General features: G+C 63.9%; 18 protein-coding genes, 1 tRNA gene and 1 pseudogene. 12 read left to right on the top strand and 8 right to left on the bottom strand.

Annotated features, from left to right (window positions below; translation table 11 throughout):
- Positions 1–57: 57 nt before the first annotated feature.
- The gene (locus tag BB934_RS11115) at positions 58–1221 is read right to left on the bottom strand and encodes a TAXI family TRAP transporter solute-binding subunit (protein ID WP_099509689.1); all 1164 of its coding nucleotides are present in this window, start codon (positions 1219–1221) and stop codon (positions 58–60) included.
- Between the two features lie 428 nt (positions 1222–1649).
- On the opposite strand from BB934_RS11115, the gene minC reads away from it, so the two are divergent.
- From minC to minE, 3 genes are read left to right on the top strand one after another with little or no spacing between them, the layout of a single operon-like run.
- Positions 1650–2318 carry a septum site-determining protein MinC gene (gene minC / locus BB934_RS11110; protein ID WP_237050249.1) on the top strand — a complete coding sequence of 223 codons (669 nt, stop codon included), beginning with the start codon at positions 1650–1652 and terminating at the stop codon, positions 2316–2318.
- Positions 2319–2335: 17 nt separating this feature from the next.
- Entirely contained in the window at positions 2336–3151 is an 816-nt protein-coding gene (gene minD, locus BB934_RS11105) for a septum site-determining protein MinD (RefSeq protein ID WP_099509687.1), read from the top strand.
- On the top strand, positions 3148–3417 hold the full coding sequence (gene minE / locus BB934_RS11100) for a cell division topological specificity factor MinE (protein ID WP_099509686.1): 270 nt from the start codon (positions 3148–3150) through the stop codon (positions 3415–3417). The genes minD and minE overlap by 4 nt, the downstream gene beginning before the upstream one ends.
- Before the next feature lie 51 nt (positions 3418–3468).
- On the opposite strand, the gene BB934_RS11095 is transcribed toward minE, so the two are convergent.
- From BB934_RS11095 to BB934_RS11080, 4 genes are all read right to left on the bottom strand, one after another.
- Positions 3469–4611: a hypothetical protein gene (locus BB934_RS11095; protein WP_099509685.1), complete on the bottom strand. Its 1143-nt coding sequence runs from the start codon at positions 4609–4611 to the stop codon at positions 3469–3471.
- Positions 4604–5341 (bottom strand): hypothetical protein, encoded by a 738-nt coding sequence (locus tag BB934_RS11090; RefSeq protein WP_099509684.1) that lies wholly within the window; start codon positions 5339–5341, stop codon positions 4604–4606. Before BB934_RS11090 ends, BB934_RS11095 begins: the two co-directional genes overlap by 8 nt.
- A 147-nt stretch (positions 5342–5488) precedes the next feature.
- Complete coding sequence (locus BB934_RS11085; RefSeq protein WP_418294738.1) at positions 5489–5878, bottom strand: septal ring lytic transglycosylase RlpA family protein; 390 nt, start codon at positions 5876–5878, stop codon at positions 5489–5491.
- A 204-nt stretch (positions 5879–6082) separates the two neighbouring features.
- Entirely contained in the window at positions 6083–7297 is a 1215-nt protein-coding gene (locus BB934_RS11080) for an MFS transporter (RefSeq protein WP_418294750.1), read from the bottom strand.
- Between the two features lie 272 nt (positions 7298–7569).
- Here BB934_RS11080 and BB934_RS11075 point away from each other — a divergent pair, with 272 nt between their 5' ends.
- Complete coding sequence (locus BB934_RS11075) at positions 7570–8502, top strand: DMT family transporter (protein WP_099509682.1); 933 nt, start codon at positions 7570–7572, stop codon at positions 8500–8502.
- A 33-nt stretch (positions 8503–8535) separates the two neighbouring features.
- Here BB934_RS11075 and BB934_RS11070 read toward each other — a convergent pair whose 3' ends face one another.
- Positions 8536–8820, bottom strand: coding sequence for a hypothetical protein (locus tag BB934_RS11070; protein WP_099509681.1), 285 nt, complete (start codon positions 8818–8820; stop codon positions 8536–8538).
- 235 nt (positions 8821–9055) lie between these two features.
- Between BB934_RS11070 and BB934_RS11065 the strand changes: the two genes are divergently transcribed.
- From BB934_RS11065 to BB934_RS11045, 5 genes are all read left to right on the top strand, one after another.
- On the top strand, positions 9056–9394 hold the full coding sequence (locus BB934_RS11065) for a hypothetical protein (RefSeq protein ID WP_099509680.1): 339 nt from the start codon (positions 9056–9058) through the stop codon (positions 9392–9394).
- A gap of 270 nt (positions 9395–9664) precedes the next feature.
- Positions 9665–9874 carry a cold-shock protein gene (locus tag BB934_RS11060; RefSeq protein ID WP_099509679.1) on the top strand — a complete coding sequence of 70 codons (210 nt, stop codon included), beginning with the start codon at positions 9665–9667 and terminating at the stop codon, positions 9872–9874.
- A 90-nt stretch (positions 9875–9964) separates the two neighbouring features.
- Entirely contained in the window at positions 9965–10183 is a 219-nt protein-coding gene (locus tag BB934_RS11055; RefSeq protein WP_099509678.1) for a hypothetical protein, read from the top strand.
- 61 nt (positions 10184–10244) lie between these two features.
- The gene (locus BB934_RS11050) at positions 10245–11159 is read left to right on the top strand and encodes a class I SAM-dependent methyltransferase (RefSeq protein WP_099509677.1); all 915 of its coding nucleotides are present in this window, start codon (positions 10245–10247) and stop codon (positions 11157–11159) included.
- Positions 11156–11905 carry a pseudouridine synthase gene (locus BB934_RS11045; RefSeq protein WP_099509676.1) on the top strand — a complete coding sequence of 250 codons (750 nt, stop codon included), beginning with the start codon at positions 11156–11158 and terminating at the stop codon, positions 11903–11905. The genes BB934_RS11050 and BB934_RS11045 overlap by 4 nt, the downstream gene beginning before the upstream one ends.
- 12 nt (positions 11906–11917) lie before the next feature.
- Here the strand turns inward: BB934_RS11045 and BB934_RS11040 are convergent, their stop codons facing one another.
- Entirely contained in the window at positions 11918–12334 is a 417-nt protein-coding gene (locus BB934_RS11040; RefSeq protein ID WP_157934131.1) for a nuclear transport factor 2 family protein, read from the bottom strand.
- A 241-nt stretch (positions 12335–12575) separates the two neighbouring features.
- Here BB934_RS11040 and BB934_RS11035 point away from each other — a divergent pair, with 241 nt between their 5' ends.
- The 3 genes from BB934_RS11035 to BB934_RS11025 all read left to right on the top strand — a co-directional run bounded on the left by BB934_RS11035 (position 12576) and on the right by BB934_RS11025 (position 13926).
- Positions 12576–12926: a hypothetical protein gene (locus BB934_RS11035; protein ID WP_157934130.1), complete on the top strand. Its 351-nt coding sequence runs from the start codon at positions 12576–12578 to the stop codon at positions 12924–12926.
- Positions 12927–13070: 144 nt separating this feature from the next.
- Positions 13071–13751: a TerC family protein gene (locus BB934_RS11030; RefSeq protein WP_099509673.1), complete on the top strand. Its 681-nt coding sequence runs from the start codon at positions 13071–13073 to the stop codon at positions 13749–13751.
- Between the two features lie 98 nt (positions 13752–13849).
- A tRNA-Arg gene (locus BB934_RS11025) sits at positions 13850–13926 on the top strand.
- 364 nt (positions 13927–14290) lie between these two features.
- Here the strand turns inward: BB934_RS11025 and BB934_RS11020 are convergent.
- A pseudogene (locus BB934_RS11020) lies at positions 14291–15248 on the bottom strand (IS630 family transposase).
- Between the last annotated feature and the right edge of the window lie 173 nt (positions 15249–15421).

The raw sequence follows: 15421 nt of genomic DNA, 5'->3' as shown, positions 1-15421 counted from the left end.
GTAGGAGATCGAGCATCGAATAGATCCCAAAATGGAATCCGCTTTTGGGTCCGATGCTCAGTCTTGCCGTGTCACGCGCCGGGGCGATCTCTGCCGGTCGTTCTGCCATGCGAGGAATTCCCGGAACAGGACCTCTCGCTGCTCCGCGGACACGTTGACGCCTCTGCTGTTCATGAAGCTCTCGAAGCTCTGGCTCTGGGCCGACGGCTTGCTGGCCATGGCGGCGCGGTCGAGCCAGGCCTGGGCCGGCCTTACGCGCTCCCAGCCGGGCACGTCGGCGGCGAGGTTGACCTCTTTCCATTTCGGGTGGCGGCCGGGCTGCAGGAACTCGTCGAAGCGCGAGAAGAAAGCATCCACGAAGCGCCGGACACGGTTGTAGCGGTCCGAATTCTCCGGCCAGTTGAACACGGCAAGCAGGCTGCCGACCGCCAGGGTCTCGACCGGCTTGTCCTTGTCGACGAGCTGCGGATAGTCCGCATTCGCGAGGCTCGCTGGGAAGTAGCTTTCCGCGATCTCGCCCTCGAAGGGAATGGCGAGGAGATGGAAGCGGCCCTCGGTCTGGAACTCGGCGATGGCGCGAACCGGCCGTCCGGCCACGTAGACGGCGGCTTGGATCTCGCCCGACTTCAGCTTGGCATAGGAGGACGCCTGATCGAAGGTGGTCATCTCCGGCTTGATCCCGAGCTTGCCGAAGATCAGGCGCGAGGTCAGGTTCGTGCCGCTGCCGGACTTGTCGATATTGACCTTCTTGCCGTCGAGCTGCCGGATATCCGTGATCTCCCGGTCGGCGATGATGTGGACCTCCTCGTTGTAGAGGCGCGTGATGAAGCGCAGGCGCCGCACCGCATCGCCCTGGAGGTTCTCGGCGCTCAACTGCTCGCGCGCATCCATCTGCACGATGCCGATATCGACCCCGCGCAGGAACATGATGTCGCGCAGGTTCTGCAGCGAGCCGCGGCCGATCATCGGCAGCACCCTTAGATCCTCGCCGTCGAGCACATTGGCGAGGTCGGCGGCGATGCGGATATAGGTTCCGTCGGCGCCGCCCGAGATCACGCCCAAGGTGCCGGAATTCGCGCGGGCCGGGTTGAAGGCGGGAGCCGTCTGGGCCGATGCACCGACGAGGCCGGAAACAAGAAGGGCTGCGACGAGAGGCAATCGGCAGGACAGGCGATGGATTAGGCTGGTTACGGAAAAGAAAGAGTTGACCAGGCCCGACATTCTTCATCCTCCCTGGATGTGCCTCGCGGCTGTTGTCGATTGGATCGCTCGCTTCAGCATCGGATCTTGAAAATAGTCTTAGCAATGATGAAACAAAACGAAACAAAGCTCATCGTATGCCCCTGGGGAACACGGTCAATTGCGTTTCGCTGCCGAGCTAATACTCAAGAAGTGCTAGGTCGTACTCAAAAAGGGATAGGGGTTATCTTTATATTCCTTGAAAAAGTGGAATTTCTTATTTGGGCAAAATAGAGGCTGGGCAGCGTGTCAGGGGGCTGCGGCATTAAGATATTTCTGGGTTCGGCAGGGCTCCTTTAACGGTCCGTTAACCATAAACGGTCGAAATCAACACAATTAAAGGAAACCGTACTCCCGTGACCATTGCCGTTCGCAACCGTCCATCTCTTCGCTTCCGTGGCAGGTCCTTCATGGCCCTGGTCCTCGCGCCAGAAGTGCCGCTGAGGGACTGGCTCGAGGATCTCGATGCGGTCTCGGAGCGCTCGCCCGGCTTTTTCACGGGGCGGCCCATCATTGCCGACGTCTCACAGCTGAAGCCGTCCAAGTCCGAGCTGAAATTTCTCCTCGCCGCCTTCAAGATGCGCAACATCCGCATCATCGGCCTCGAGGGCGCGGCTCCGGAGAATGTCGACGCCGACATGCCGCCGCAGATCAACGGCGGAAAGCCTGCCGGCGACATCGACGTGCCGGATGCGGCCAATGCCGCCGTCGCGGCCGCGGGCACGCCTTTCGCCGATGCGCCGGTGCCTGAGAAGTCGCTCCTCATCGAAGGCTCAGTCCGCTCGGGTCAGTCGATCCTGCATCCGGAAGGCGACGTGACGGTTCTGGGCTCCGTCGCCTCGGGATCGGAGATCGTCGCGGGCGGCTCGATCCACATCTACGGCTCGCTGCGCGGCCGCGCCATCGCCGGCTGCACGGGCAACGGCAAGGCCCGCATCTTCTGCCGCAAATTCGAGGCCGAGTTGATCGCGATCGACGGGCTCTACAAGACCGCTGACGATCTGGGGGGCAAGTTCCTCGGTCAGCCTGTGCAAGTGAACCTGGATGGCGATTCCATCATCCTGAAAACATTGGACTGAAAGAAAGAGAGACGACGATGGCCAAAGTCTTGGTCGTAACTTCCGGAAAAGGTGGCGTTGGCAAGACAACGTCTTCGGCAGCTCTGGGGGCAGCACTGGCACATGGCGGCGAGAAAGTCGTCGTCATCGACTTCGACGTCGGCCTGCGCAACCTCGATCTGGTGATGGGGGCCGAGCGCCGCGTGGTGTTCGACCTCATCAACGTGGTGCAGGGCGATGCCAAGCTCAACCAGGCGCTTATCCGCGACAAGCGGATGGAGAACCTCTCGCTGCTTCCCGCATCCCAGACCCGCGACAAGGACGCGCTGACGGAAGAGGGTGTCGCCCGCGTTCTCAACGAGCTGCGCGAAAAGTTCGACTGGATCATCTGCGACAGCCCGGCCGGCATCGAGCGCGGCGCGACGATGGCCATGCGCCATGCCGACGTCGCCGTCGTCGTGACGAATCCGGAAGTCTCCTCAGTGCGCGATTCCGACCGCATCATCGGCCTGCTCGATTCGAAGACGGAGCGCGCCGAGAAGGGCGAGCGCATCGAGAAGCACCTGCTGCTCACCCGCTACGACCCGGCCCGCGCCGAGCGCGGCGAGATGCTGAAGGTCGACGACGTGCTCGAGATCCTCTCCATCCCGCTCCTCGGCATCATTCCCGAGAGCGAAGAGGTTCTGCGCGCCTCGAATGTCGGCTCGCCGGTCACGCTCAACAATCCTGCCAGCGCCCCGGGACGGGCCTATTTCGACGCCGTCCGCCGGCTCAAGGGCGAAACGGTCGAACTGACCATTCCCACCGACAAGAAGGGCCTATTCGGCAAACTGTTCGGACGGAGGGCCGCATGAATCTGCTGAGTTTCTTCAACCGGCGCACATCCGCGCCCGTGGCGCGCGAGCGCCTGCAGATCCTGCTGGCGCATGAGCGCGGCATCGTCGGGGGCAAGCCCGACCTCGTCGCCCAGCTGCGGGAAGAAATCCTCGCCGTCGTCCGCCGCCATGTGATGGTCGATCAGGACAACGTGCAGGTGAAGATGAACCGCGATTCCGACATCTCGACCCTCGAGATCGAGATCGAGATCCCGGGTCCGGGCTCCATCGCAGTAAGCGCCTGAGCCTTCTATACTGATACCTCCGCAGTCCCTGCCTCATGCAGGGACCGTTTTTTACTGCGACTGACCCCATACGCCGAGTTTGGCGGCGCGTGCCTTGTCGGCCGCCGCCTTGAGCTCCGGCGTCGCGTCGCCGGTCGGCCGTCCGCCGCCGTTGAACAGGACCACCCGCGACAGGTCCTGGCCGCCGACCTGGCATCGATAGACATCGTTCGATCCCGCCGGCTCGCAGGCCACTTCGCGGCCGTTGAGATACTGGGTCAGGTCTTCCGGCTTGCCTGCGCCCGGTGCCCATTCGACGCCGAAGAGGCGCACCACCTCGCCGTTCAGGGACAGGGTTGCCGTGTCGATCACGTCGGGCACGCCGCGTAAAGCGGCCGAGGAGGCCGTCGATCCGGTGACGGACGGCTCCGGTTCGCGGATGGGACCGGCGGCAGCAAGGTTCGATGCGGGAGGCGGTGTCGTGCTGGCCTGCGACGGTGCCGCATCGTCGCCGCGGAACATGAAGGCGCCGACGCCCAGAAGCGCCACGACGGCGACCGCGCCGAGCGCGAGGCTCGGCCTCGCCCAGGACCGCTTCCTCATGTCGCCGAAAACCTGTCGTTGGTGCTCGGCCACGATCGGAATGGCTTCCTCCGGCATCGGGTCAGCGGACCCCTGCGGAAGTGTCGGTGCGTCCGAGGCGGCGAGGGCATCGTGCTGATGCGCACGGAGTTCGGGGGCCTCATCCCGTATGTGTGCAAGGGGCGCAGGCTTGTCCAGTTCCGGGCTGGCCGCAGCGTCCGACTTCGTGCCGGGATCGAGAGCAAGCCAGTCGCGCTTCGGCTTCTCGCGCGGTTCGATCGGCCCATCCGCTCCGGCCTGTTCCGCATCGCGCTTCCCCGGCCGGAACAGCACCGGGTATCGCACGCGCAGCTCGTCCAGGAGGTCGTGCAGCGTGAATTCCACGTCTTCGCCATCGAGGCGCTTCGTGCGCGGCTTGCCGTCGTGGTCGATGATCGTGAGCTTGAGCGCACCGTCCACCTCGGACGGGCGCACGGAGGATTCGATGATGAGCTCGAGGGCGCGGTAGGCATCGTCGGTCGGGTGGATCCGGTCGAGCTCCGCCCGGATGATCTCACGCATTCTCTCGCGCATGTGAGCCCAATGATGGCGAGGATCCGCCGGCGAATCGCGGGTGATGGAATCGTCATTCATACGAGGCGCCCTCCTGGACGATGCTGCGCTTGCGCTCCTGACCGAGCAGCGTACTGTGTTCCGCAACGATGACCGGCTTGTCGCCGATGAAATGCACGACGAGCTGGAGCGCTCCGGTGCCCCGCGACATCCGGCGGCGCTTGGGATGGGAGGCCGTGAAATCGAACACCGCGTGCACGGTGCAGATTTCGCCGGCCGGGTTGCAGACGGTGCCGATGCCGTCCTGGCGCGGGCGATAATCGCGCTCAGGCCAGCGCCGCACGAAACGCCGCTTCTCGTTGAAGAGCCGCTGCATGCTCACCTCGCGCCCGTGGAAGATAATGCGGGGCGCATAGAAGATCGCCGTCGCCTCGAGCGCATCCTCGTTCGCGGCCGACCAGGATTCGAGATAATCGATGGCGAAGCTCTTGGCCGCCGCGGCCCGGGCCGAACGCTTCTCGGCATCGGGATCCTTCATCGGCTGCGCGGCGATGGCCGGACTAGGCGGAGGGGCCGCCGGCGTTTGGGGCTGTGCCGTCTGCGGCGGGCTTGCGGGCGCAGGCGATGCGGCCTGTGGTGGGGGAGGGGCGGGCGTCGGCTTCTGCGGCTCGGCATTCCGAGCGGGCGCCGTCGCGCTTTCCGGCGGAGGATCGACCCAGCTTCGTCCGGGCTGCGCCGCGGCCATGGGAGCGACCGCCATCAGCAGGGTCAGGAGGGCGGTTTTCGATGTCAGCGATCGGCCGATCTTCATGCGTTTCCAAAAGCCCTCTTTGGCAAAGGTGACCGGGGGAAAGCGGGTAGAAGGCCTCTCGGTTCCAAAGGCCCTCTCCGGCAGGAACATCCTGCCGGAGAGGCTTGAAAATGGTTCGGTGATGAAAAGGGTAGAGGCCGAAAAAAATTAAAGCTGGGCGACGTCGACGGAGCCGACGCCCGAAATCCCGAGGGCCTGCGCCGAGGCCTTGGACAGATCGATGACGCGGCCATGGGCGTAGGGACCGCGGTCGTTGATGCGCACCACCACCGACTTGCCGGTCTTCTTGTTCACGACCCGGACCTTGGTGCCGAAGGGCAGGGTCCGGTGGGCGGCGGTCATGTCATTGGTGTCGAAGGTCTCGCCGCTCGCGGTCCGGCGGCCCTGGAAGCCGGGTCCATACCAGGAAGCGCGGCCGCTCTGGATCACTTTCCCCATGGCTGCCGCAGGCTCGGCAAAGGCAGCGGGAGAAAAGAACGCCGCCGATCCGGAAATGAACAGGCTGGCAAGAGCGAGCGTTACCTTACGTTGATCCACAATGCATTCCCTTGTCTGTTGTCGATGGAACGCAAAATGAAGGTTAATGGGGCAACATTAAGACGATTTATTCGCACCGGACTATGCAGAAATAGCCTCTATTAACCACTTGGTGAGGTGTTAATATCTATTTGATGTTGCAATATACCATCAGTAGAAACGGTTATTCTGAAGTAACTTGGAACTATAGCCTTAGTCATAAGGCTAGGGAATCTGCCCTGCCCGGCGCGGCGGGAGAGCCATCAGCCAGAGGGCCAGGGCCAGAGCCGCCAGCAGGAGAATCGTCACGAGGCCGGCAACGCCGCCCCATCCCCAACGGGTCCAGAACACGCCGCCGAGGGTACCGACGGCGCTGGAGCCGAGATAATAGCAGAACAGGTAAAGGGCCGAGGCCTGCGCCTTCGCATCGACGGCCCTGTTTCCGACCCAGCTGCTGGCGATGGAATGTCCGCCGAAGAAGCCGAACGTGACGGCGACGATGCCGGCGAGGATCAAGGCAAGGTGCTGGGAGAGTGTCAGGGCCACGCCGGCGAGCATGATCGCGATCATCGCCCACAGCACCCGTCGGCGTCCGAGCCGACCGGCGAGCTCGCCGATCCAGGCCGAGCTTAAGGTCCCGATCAGATAGGCCGCGAAGATCGCGCCGATGGCGGTTTGGCTTAAGGAATAGGGCGGCTCCGTGAGGCGATAGCCGAGATAGTTGTAGAGCGTCACGAAGGCGCCCATGAGAAGGAAGGCCTCCGCGAACAGGGCGCGCAGACCGGGGTCCCGCAGGTGCACGCCGAGGGAGCGCAGCAGGTCCTGCGGATCGGCCCGGCGCGGGTGGAAATGCACCGAGGCGGGAAGGCTGCGCCAAGCGGCGATCGCCGAGACCAGCCCGATGGTCCCGATAAGCCCTACCGCAAGACGCCAGGACCCGAGATCGGTCAGCACGCCGCCGATGATCCGCCCGGCCATGCCGCCGATCGCATTGCCACCGATGAAGAGACCCATGGCAAGGCCGATGGATTTGGAATCCACCTCCTCGCTCACATAGGCCATCGCCACGGCGGGAAGGCCGCTCAAGGTGATCCCGATCAGCATGCGGGTCAGGAGCAGGCTGGTCCAATTGGGCGCCGTGGCGGAGAGGATGGTGAGGAGCGCCGAGGCGAACAGGGAGGCTACCATGACCGGCTTGCGGCCCCAGACCTCGGAGAGGGAGCCGGCGACGAGCATGGCCACTGCGAGAAGGCCGGTGGAGAGCGACAGGGACAGGCTGCTGACCGCGGCGCTGACATGGAATTCGCGCGAGAATTCCGGCAGCAGAGGCTGGACGCAATACAGGATGGCAAAGGTTGAAAAGCCGGCCGCGAACAGGGCGAGATTTAACCGCCGAAAGGCGGGCGTCCCGCTCACCAGACGGCTCGGCACGTCCGACATGTGATCCTGCATGAATTCGTTCCGCGATCTGCGATGGAGCGCAGGCCTTGTGGGCCGAAGCCCGGAAAAGGGCGGGGCCATGAGTTTCTATGCTTAGGATGCAAGTGTAGGCTAGTCGACCAACCGATCCATTCATCCAATGCATGGAATATGTGCCGAGTTTGCACTTCTCCTGCTCAGGAAACAGTATTTTATGGAAGCCATATTACCTTCCAACTCGAGACCTTCAGGCTCGTCGCGTCCGCGCACGAGCCTCATTTTTTGAGTCTTTCATGGCCCCGGCTCCCCGGACGACGAATGCCGCCCCGCAGGCCGCCGCAGGCCTGCCGGTTTCCTCTCCGTTGCGGGGAATCCTGTTCCTGATCACCTCCACGATCGTGTTCTCCGTGGCGGACGTGATCACCAAGCAGCTTGCCGCCACCCTGCCGCCGCCTGAGGTGGCCTGGATGCGCTACATCACCTTCGCGGCCTTCATCGTCCCCTTCGTGCTGATCAAGGGCGGTCCTGCGCTGCTCCGCTCCCAGCGGCCCGGACTTCAGGTGGTGAGAGGGCTCGGCATGGTCGGATCGTCGATCATGTTCATCCAGAGCCTGCCCCACCTGCCGGTTGCCGATGCCACGGCGATCTTCTTCGTCTCGCCGATCCTGATCATGGCGCTCTCCGTGCTCTTTCTCGGCGAGTCGGTCGGCTGGCGGCGCTGGACCGCTGCGGCGGTCGGCCTGATCGGGGTTCTGATCGTCGTCCGGCCCGGCACGGGCGCCTTTCAGCCGGCGGCCTTCCTGCCGATCCTCAGCGCGTCGAGCTGGGCCGTCGGCGCCGTCGTCACCCGCAAGATCAGCGGCGATCAGGCGCTGACGACGCTCGCCTATTCAGCCTCGGTCGGCAGCATCGTGCTGAGCGCGCTCATGCCCTTCAACTGGGTGACGCCGAACGGAACGGAGATCGCGCTCGGGCTTTGCATGGGCGTCCTGTTCGCCATCGGGCATTGGCTCGTCGTTCTGGCCTATCGCCACGGCAATGCCTCGATGATCGCGCCGTTCTCCTACGTCCAGCTGATCTGGGCCGGCACGCTGGGCTATCTGGTGTTCGGGACGCTGCCCGATTCCTGGACGATCGCGGGAGCCGTCATCATCGCCATGAGCGGTTTCTACACCGCCTATCGCGAGCGGGTCCGCATGCTGCAGAGGAAGTTTTCCGCCGCGTAGGATTGCGGGGCCCGTCCGCCGATGCCCGATCGTTCAGGAGCCCGAATGAACCACGCGCAGGCGCGGGCGTGCGGTGCGGCTGTAGAAGTTGAGCTCGACGAACTCCCCGTCCTCCGCACCTTCGACGAGGCGATAGCCGAACTGCTCCACGAGGGCGCGCACCTGCCCGAGATTGTCGTTCGAGATCTTGCGGGTGAACTCGGTCAGATCCTGGCTCATCAGCGCCGCGACGATGCCGATCTCGACTCCCTGATCGAAATCCGCGGTCCGCGCCGGAAAACGAAGCCGCATACCCTCAGCGAGATGGATGTGGTGCATGGGATCCTGACAATTCACGCCTCAACAGGCGGCGTTTATCGGGCCTAAGTTCCTACCTGTTGCTTAAAACGGAAGGGCGGGTTCGGAGCGTGGTTAACCTTTCGTGCAGGCGCCTGCCATGGATCCCGGAAGGCAGCTTTGCATTAATCCCTTGCAGACCCTCGGCCTCCTCGCAGGAAGGGGTGGGCGGTCTCATCACTCACATGAGGGCGAGGCCATGAGGGCTAGGCGGAGCATGAGGCAGCTTTCGATCGGGACTGCACTGGCAGTCGTTTTGCTGGGTTCGGCGGCCCAGGCGGCGGATGCAACGATGGTGACCCGGGCCGGTCTGTCGCCGCTCCAGCCCGGCCGCGCCATCGCGCGGCTCGCCGACCAGGGGCTCGGCTATTCCGTGCTACACGATGCTCCGGACGCTCGGCGGGGCCTCTACCGTGTGCATGTTACCTGCGCCATCGATGAGAGCTTCATGCAGACCTTTTGCTCGACACCGGCTTATGCATCCTACTGCCCGCGGGCCCGGATCGTCTGCGCGGACGGCGGGCAAAGCGTTCAGGCGCTGCGGTTGAAGTACTGAAGCGCGCCCTCCTGCGGGCTCTGTGCCGGGTTTCCAGGCGTGGCTCCCAGGGAGGGTTGTCGCTTTTCCGCGACGTCGCCTTGTATTCGCCGTAAGTTGGCACTAAATAATGCCCTATCGACATTTGGCCGGACAATCGGGCCGTTTCGCCTTGGCCTTCCAGGCGCACGTTCAGACACTCTTCCAAACATCGACGAACCCGAGTGTGAGGTCGTGCGGGCGCACGCTCTTGGCTCACGTGCATTTCTAGCCTAACCAAGGAATACCCCAATGATTACGGGCACCGTTAAGTTCTACAACGACCAAAAGGGCTTCGGCTTCATCCAGCCTGACGATGGCAGCAAGGACGTGTTCGTCCACGCCACCGCTCTCGAGCGCGCCGGCATCCGCGGCCTGCGCGAAGGCCAGAAGGTTTCCTTCGACACGGCCGAGGATCGCCGCAGCGGCAAGGTCGCCGTCAACAACATCCAAACGGCATAAATTCCGTTTAAGCAGGCGGCTCGGCATTCCTTGCCGCCTCGCGAAGCCGCTCCCCTGGAGCGGCTTTTTGCTTTCTGAAAGGAGGTTCCTGTGAGCCACAAATTTTCCGTTGGCCAGCTTGTGCATTCCGCTGCCACGCATTTCGCAGATCGCACGAGCGGCACCTACGAGATCGTTCGCCTGATGCCGGAGAACAGCAATGGCGAGCTTGGCTACAGGATCAGGGACACGGTGAGTGGCGCCCAGCGCGCGGTCGGCGAGTCGGAAATCCGCGCCGTCGATACGAAGCAGCCCGTCCAGAGCCATTGAGACTTACCTTCCAGGCCGCAGCATATTAAGAAACCTGGCGTTCAGCGTGGACTAAGTCACTTTGCACGACACCAAACCCAGCGGCGTCTACGGGACGCCACCGGCCGAGCTGGCCGAAGCACCTGAGGGTGCGATCCAATTCTCGGCCCTGATCCCGGGCTCCGCCAGATTGGAGAAGCAGCCGGAAGGCTCCTTCGGCGAGATGGTCGTGCTGGCCCCGCCCGGCACCGTCGAGCGGCGCTACGTCACCGCCCTGGCCCTGCAGGTGCTGGCGCCCGGAGGCTCCCTGACCATCCTGGCGCCGAAGGACAAGGGCGGCGCGCGCATCGCCAAGGAGCTCAAGGGCTTCGGCTGCGAGGTCAGCGAAAGCTCCCGCCGTCACCACCGCATCTGCACCGCCGTGCGGCCCTCGGGATTGATCGCGGCTGACGAAGCCATCGCCGAGGGCGGTCCCCGGCTCGATGCCACGCTCGGCCTGTGGACCTGGCCCGGCGCCTTCAGCTGGAACCGCATCGATCCCGGCAGCGCGTTGCTCGAGCAGACCCTGCCGCCGCTGTCCGGCCGCGGAGCGGATTTCGGCTGCGGGATCGGCATCCTCGCGCGCAGCATCCTGGCATCGCCCAAGGTCGAGCGCCTGGACATGATCGATATCGACCGCCGCGCCGTGGAGATGGCGGCGCGCAACCTGGACGATCCGCGCGCGCAGGTGCGCTGGGCGGATCTGCGCGGCGGAACGGACCTCAAGGGCCTCGATTTCGTGGTGACGAACCCGCCGTTCCACGATGGCGGCGCCGAGGACCAGAGCCTGGGCCAAGCCTTCATCCGCCGGGCCGCCGAGGCGCTCAGGCCGGGCGGCATCCTGTGGCTCGTCGCCAACCGCCATCTGCCGTATGAGGCCGTGCTGACAACCTTGTTCAGGCGCGTGACCCCCAAGGTCGAGGCCTCCGGCTACAAGATCTACGAGGCGCTCAAATGAGCAAGGCTCCGACGCTCCGCCTCGACCGGCTGCTCGCCAATATGGGCTACGGCTCGCGCCGCGAAGTCCAGTCTCTCGTCGATGCCGGACTGGTGACGCTCGACGGGGATGAGGTCGAGGAGCCCGACCGGCGCATCGCCGTGACCCGCGACCTCTCGGAGCGCATGAAAATCCAGGGCAAGCCGCTCGATCCGCCGCCGGGTCTGGCGCTGATGCTGCACAAGCCCCTCGGCGTGACCTGCTCGCACAAGGAGGCCGGACCGCTGGTCTATTCCCTGCTGCCAGAGCGCTGGCGCCGGCGCGACCCGGCGATCTCCACCGTGGGAAGGCTCGACAAGGATACGTCGGGGCTCCTGCTGATGACGGATGACGGTGCCCTGCTGCACAAGATCATTTCGCCCCGCGCCAAGATTTCGAAGCGCTACCGCGTCACCCTTGATCGTCCCCTGCGTGGCGACGAGGCGGAGATCTTCGCATCCGGGACCCTGATGCTCGACAACGAGGACAAGCCGCTCCTGCCGGCGCAGCTGGAGGTGACGTCCGACACCAGCGCCTTCCTGACCCTCACGGAAGGGCGCTACCATCAGGTCAGGCGCATGTTCGCGGCGCTCGGCAACCACGTCACCGATCTGCATCGCGACCGCATCGGCGCGCTTGCCCTGCCTGACGATCTCGAACCGGGGCAGTATCGCCTGCTCGGCGAGGCCGATCTCGCGCTCGTCCTGCCGCCGGCCAGGGGGGCTTGAGTCCTGCGCCCGTTACGGCGTCGCGGCCGCGATCAGCCCGGCGGTGTCGTAGTATTCCTCGAAATCGACCACCTTGCCGTCCCTGAAGCGCCAGATATCGACCTTCCTGGTATCCGCTACCTTGCCTGTGCCTTTATGGCGCCAGATCGCCCGTCCGATCACGGCGACGCGGTCGTCCTCGGCGATGAAGTCGTTCATGGCGTGAGAGATCATCTCCCAGTCGCGCATCAGCGCGTCGAGATAGGCACGCACACCTGACTTGCTGGTCCGGCGCGCCGTGAAGGGGACTTCCGGCGAACCCTCCGCCAGCGAGCCGAGGCTGACATCGTCGGCAATGATGTTCATCCAGCATTCGCAATCGCTGCCGCGGGATTCGACCCATTGAGCATAGGCGTCTTTGAGAATCGCAACATGATCGTGGGCTGCCATGGAGCTCTCCCGTGGAAAGCAAGCTTGAGCGGATCGCCCGGGCGAAATGGTGAGGCAGGAGGGGCCGTTTGCACAATGACTATTAGGGTCTAGCGCAAGGCTGCGCGAGGCAGGGAATCTTATCTGCGGCAACATTCGGCAAGAGCATCCGACCGGCCGCGGTTGCCCTGACCCCTTCGGCCGGGTTAGGGAGAAGTGTGTCCGCTGCCGTGGAGCACGTTTCGCTCGGATGGACAGAGCCTTGGCCCGATCCTGCCTTCATCGTTTCATCGCGCAGGCATTGCTCGGGCTGCTCCTTTTCGCATGGCTGCCGGTCGCGGAGGGAGCAAGCTCCCCGTTCCTGAACGATCCCGGACAGGTTCTCTCGCTGACCGAATTGCCCGATGGAGCGGAAGCGGACGGCGAGGCTTGCCGCGACGCTTTCGAAGATGGCGACGGAGGCCTCGACGATCTCGTCCTCGTCGGGGCGCCCTGCCGTTTCAGCGATGCCTTTGTCCGGCAGCGCCTGCCGTGGAGCATCCCAGGTGCGGTTCTCATCGCCGGCCTGTCGGGCGTTCCGCACGCGACGGGTCCGCCCAAGACTTTCCCGTAAAGCAGGCCTGCGGCTCGGTCCCAGGTCGTGACACGCCGCTGCGTGCCGGCAAGGTGCGCCCATTTTCCTGCCGAAGGGCCCTCGAACCGCTGCATCCGTGCTTTTCCGGTTCATGGCCTCGGACCTCAATTCAAGTTTTTCATCATGGAAGCTCTCCTCCCTCAAGCTCTGAAACTGCTCGGCATCATCTGGATCAACGTCATCCTGTCCGGGGACAATGCCGTGGTCATTGCGCTCGCCTGCCGCGGCCTGCCGGAAGACCAGCGCCGCATCGGCATGATCCTCGGCGCCGGCGTCGCCGTCGGCCTGCGGATCGTCTTCACCGTTCTCGTTGCAGCCCTTCTCTCCACGCCCTTCCTCAAGATCATCGGCGGCCTGCTTCTCCTCTGGATCGCCGTAAAACTCCTGAGCGGCGACGACGATGAGGGGAACGTGAAGGAGACGAGCCGGCTCTGGCACGCTGTCTGGACCGTCGTGGTCGCCGATGCCGTCATGAGCCTCGACAACGTCCTGGCGATTGCCGCCGTGGCACAGGATTCCACGTTCCTGCTCGCCATCGGGCTTGCCATCTCGATCCCGCTCATCATCGCCGGCGCCGCGCTCATCATGGCACTCCTCGACCGGTTGCCCCTTCTCGTCTGGGCCGGGGCCGCGCTTCTGGGCTGGGTGGCCGGCGAGATGCTGGTGTCCGATCCGTGGCTGATTCAGCAGCTCGGCCAGGAGTTGGGCCACAAGGCGGAGATCCCGACCGCCATCGTCGGCGCTCTTCTGGTCCTCGCCATCGGCTACGTCTCGCGCCAGCGCACGGCGACCGACGAGGCTTAAGGAGATCCGGCCTCCGGCCGCCGTCGCAAACCGCGGCTGCCGGAGGTTGCCCTCAAGGCCGTAATCGGGTAGGGAAGATTTAAGGCTCACCGCCTCAAGCACCCGTAGCTCAGCTGGATAGAGCGTTGCCCTCCGAAGGCAAAGGTCACACGTTCGAATCGTGTCGGGTGCGCCAATCTTTTCAATGGCTTCCCTATAGAGGCTGAGCAGGTTTGATGGCCCTGCGTAAGCAAGGGGCGCATTTCGATGCCTTTTTCCGGTGGCATCGCCTGTTGGACCTCTCATCTTGACCGCGCGACCGAGGAAGTGGTCATTAGCTCGCTCCCCTGTCATTGATTAATTGGCGCTGATCCTTGGCCCGCCTATCTGATTTTTGCGTGTAACTGCTGTCACCGGCTTGGCCGCGTCCTTATCGCATCGTGCGGAACAGTGGATCCGGTTTTCCGCGCCGAACGATGCACCAGCCAAGGGAGGGAGCATCGGAATTGACCCCAAAAGTGGGTCCACTTTTGGGTCCGATGCTCTAGAGCATCGGACGGTTAAACGGACGCATATCCGGCAGCCTTAAGGTAGTTCCAGCACTCTTGTGGTTCGAACAGGTTGCAGATCTCACCGAGCGCTCGCCAGAGCGCGTCGAACGTTCGGGCCTCGGCCTTGCGCAAGTGCGCTTTGATCTTGGCAAAGGCCTGTTCAATTGGATTAAGATCAGGCGAATAAGCAGGTAAAAACAGGAACCAGGCTCCGCGTTGCTTCAGACACTGAGCGGCCTTCTCGCTCTTGTGGACAGCCAGGTTGTCGAGAATCACCACATCGCCTTTGCGCAGCGTCGGCGCGAGCTGCGTCTCAATGTAAGCCTCGAACGCCAACCGGGTGATCGGGCCATCGATGATCCACGGCGCGCACAACTCGTTGCACCGTAGCCCAGCCAGAAAGGTATGGGTTTTCCAGTGTCCAAAGGGAGCTTTCATGCGTAGGCGCTGGCCCCTGCGGCTCCGCCCGCGCAGGCGCGTCATCTTGGTGTTGACATACGTCTCGTCCAGGAACACCAGCCGGTGCGTCTCCTGGCGCATGCGCGGCTGGCGCTGGGCATGCCAGACCCGGCGCTCATCCCGCACATCGGCGCGTGCGCACTCCGCCGCCATCAGGCATTTTTTTATATGAGAAGCCGTGCCGGCACAGGAAGCGCGAGAGCATCGCGGGAGCCGCAACGATCCCATGCTCAGTCAGCAGCCTTGCGGCCAGCTCGGGCATGGTGATGGCCGGCTCGGCCTCGACCGTCTGGATCAAGAAGCTCTCATAGGGCACCAGCTTGCCGCGTCCGGGCGGACGGCCTTGCCGGGCCGGTGCCGGCGAGCCGAACCGCCGCTTCCGCTGCACCAGCTTGATGGCGAAACTCTCGCTGACGTCAAAGTGCTGGGCTGCCGCCCGGCAGGAATGACCTGCATCGACAAAGTCGGCGACGCGCACCCGCAGATCCAGGGAATAGCAATGACCCATAATCCACCTCCCAGTCCAGGCAGTGAATCACAGCTCGGCCTCGCACAGAAGCCAGGAGTCTCATTTCCGGTCCGAGGCTCTAGTCCAGCCATTATCCGCAAGACACCTAATTGTTGATTGGGTTGTTACTGCCTAGACACAGCCCCTTCACGCGCCTCGGCGGGCGCGTGAAG

The organism is Microvirga ossetica, assembly GCF_002741015.1.
In the GTDB taxonomy this organism is placed as follows: domain Bacteria; phylum Pseudomonadota; class Alphaproteobacteria; order Rhizobiales; family Beijerinckiaceae; genus Microvirga; species Microvirga ossetica.
Note: the sequence above shows the minus strand (reverse complement) of the source record. Positions and strands in the feature narration are given on the sequence as shown.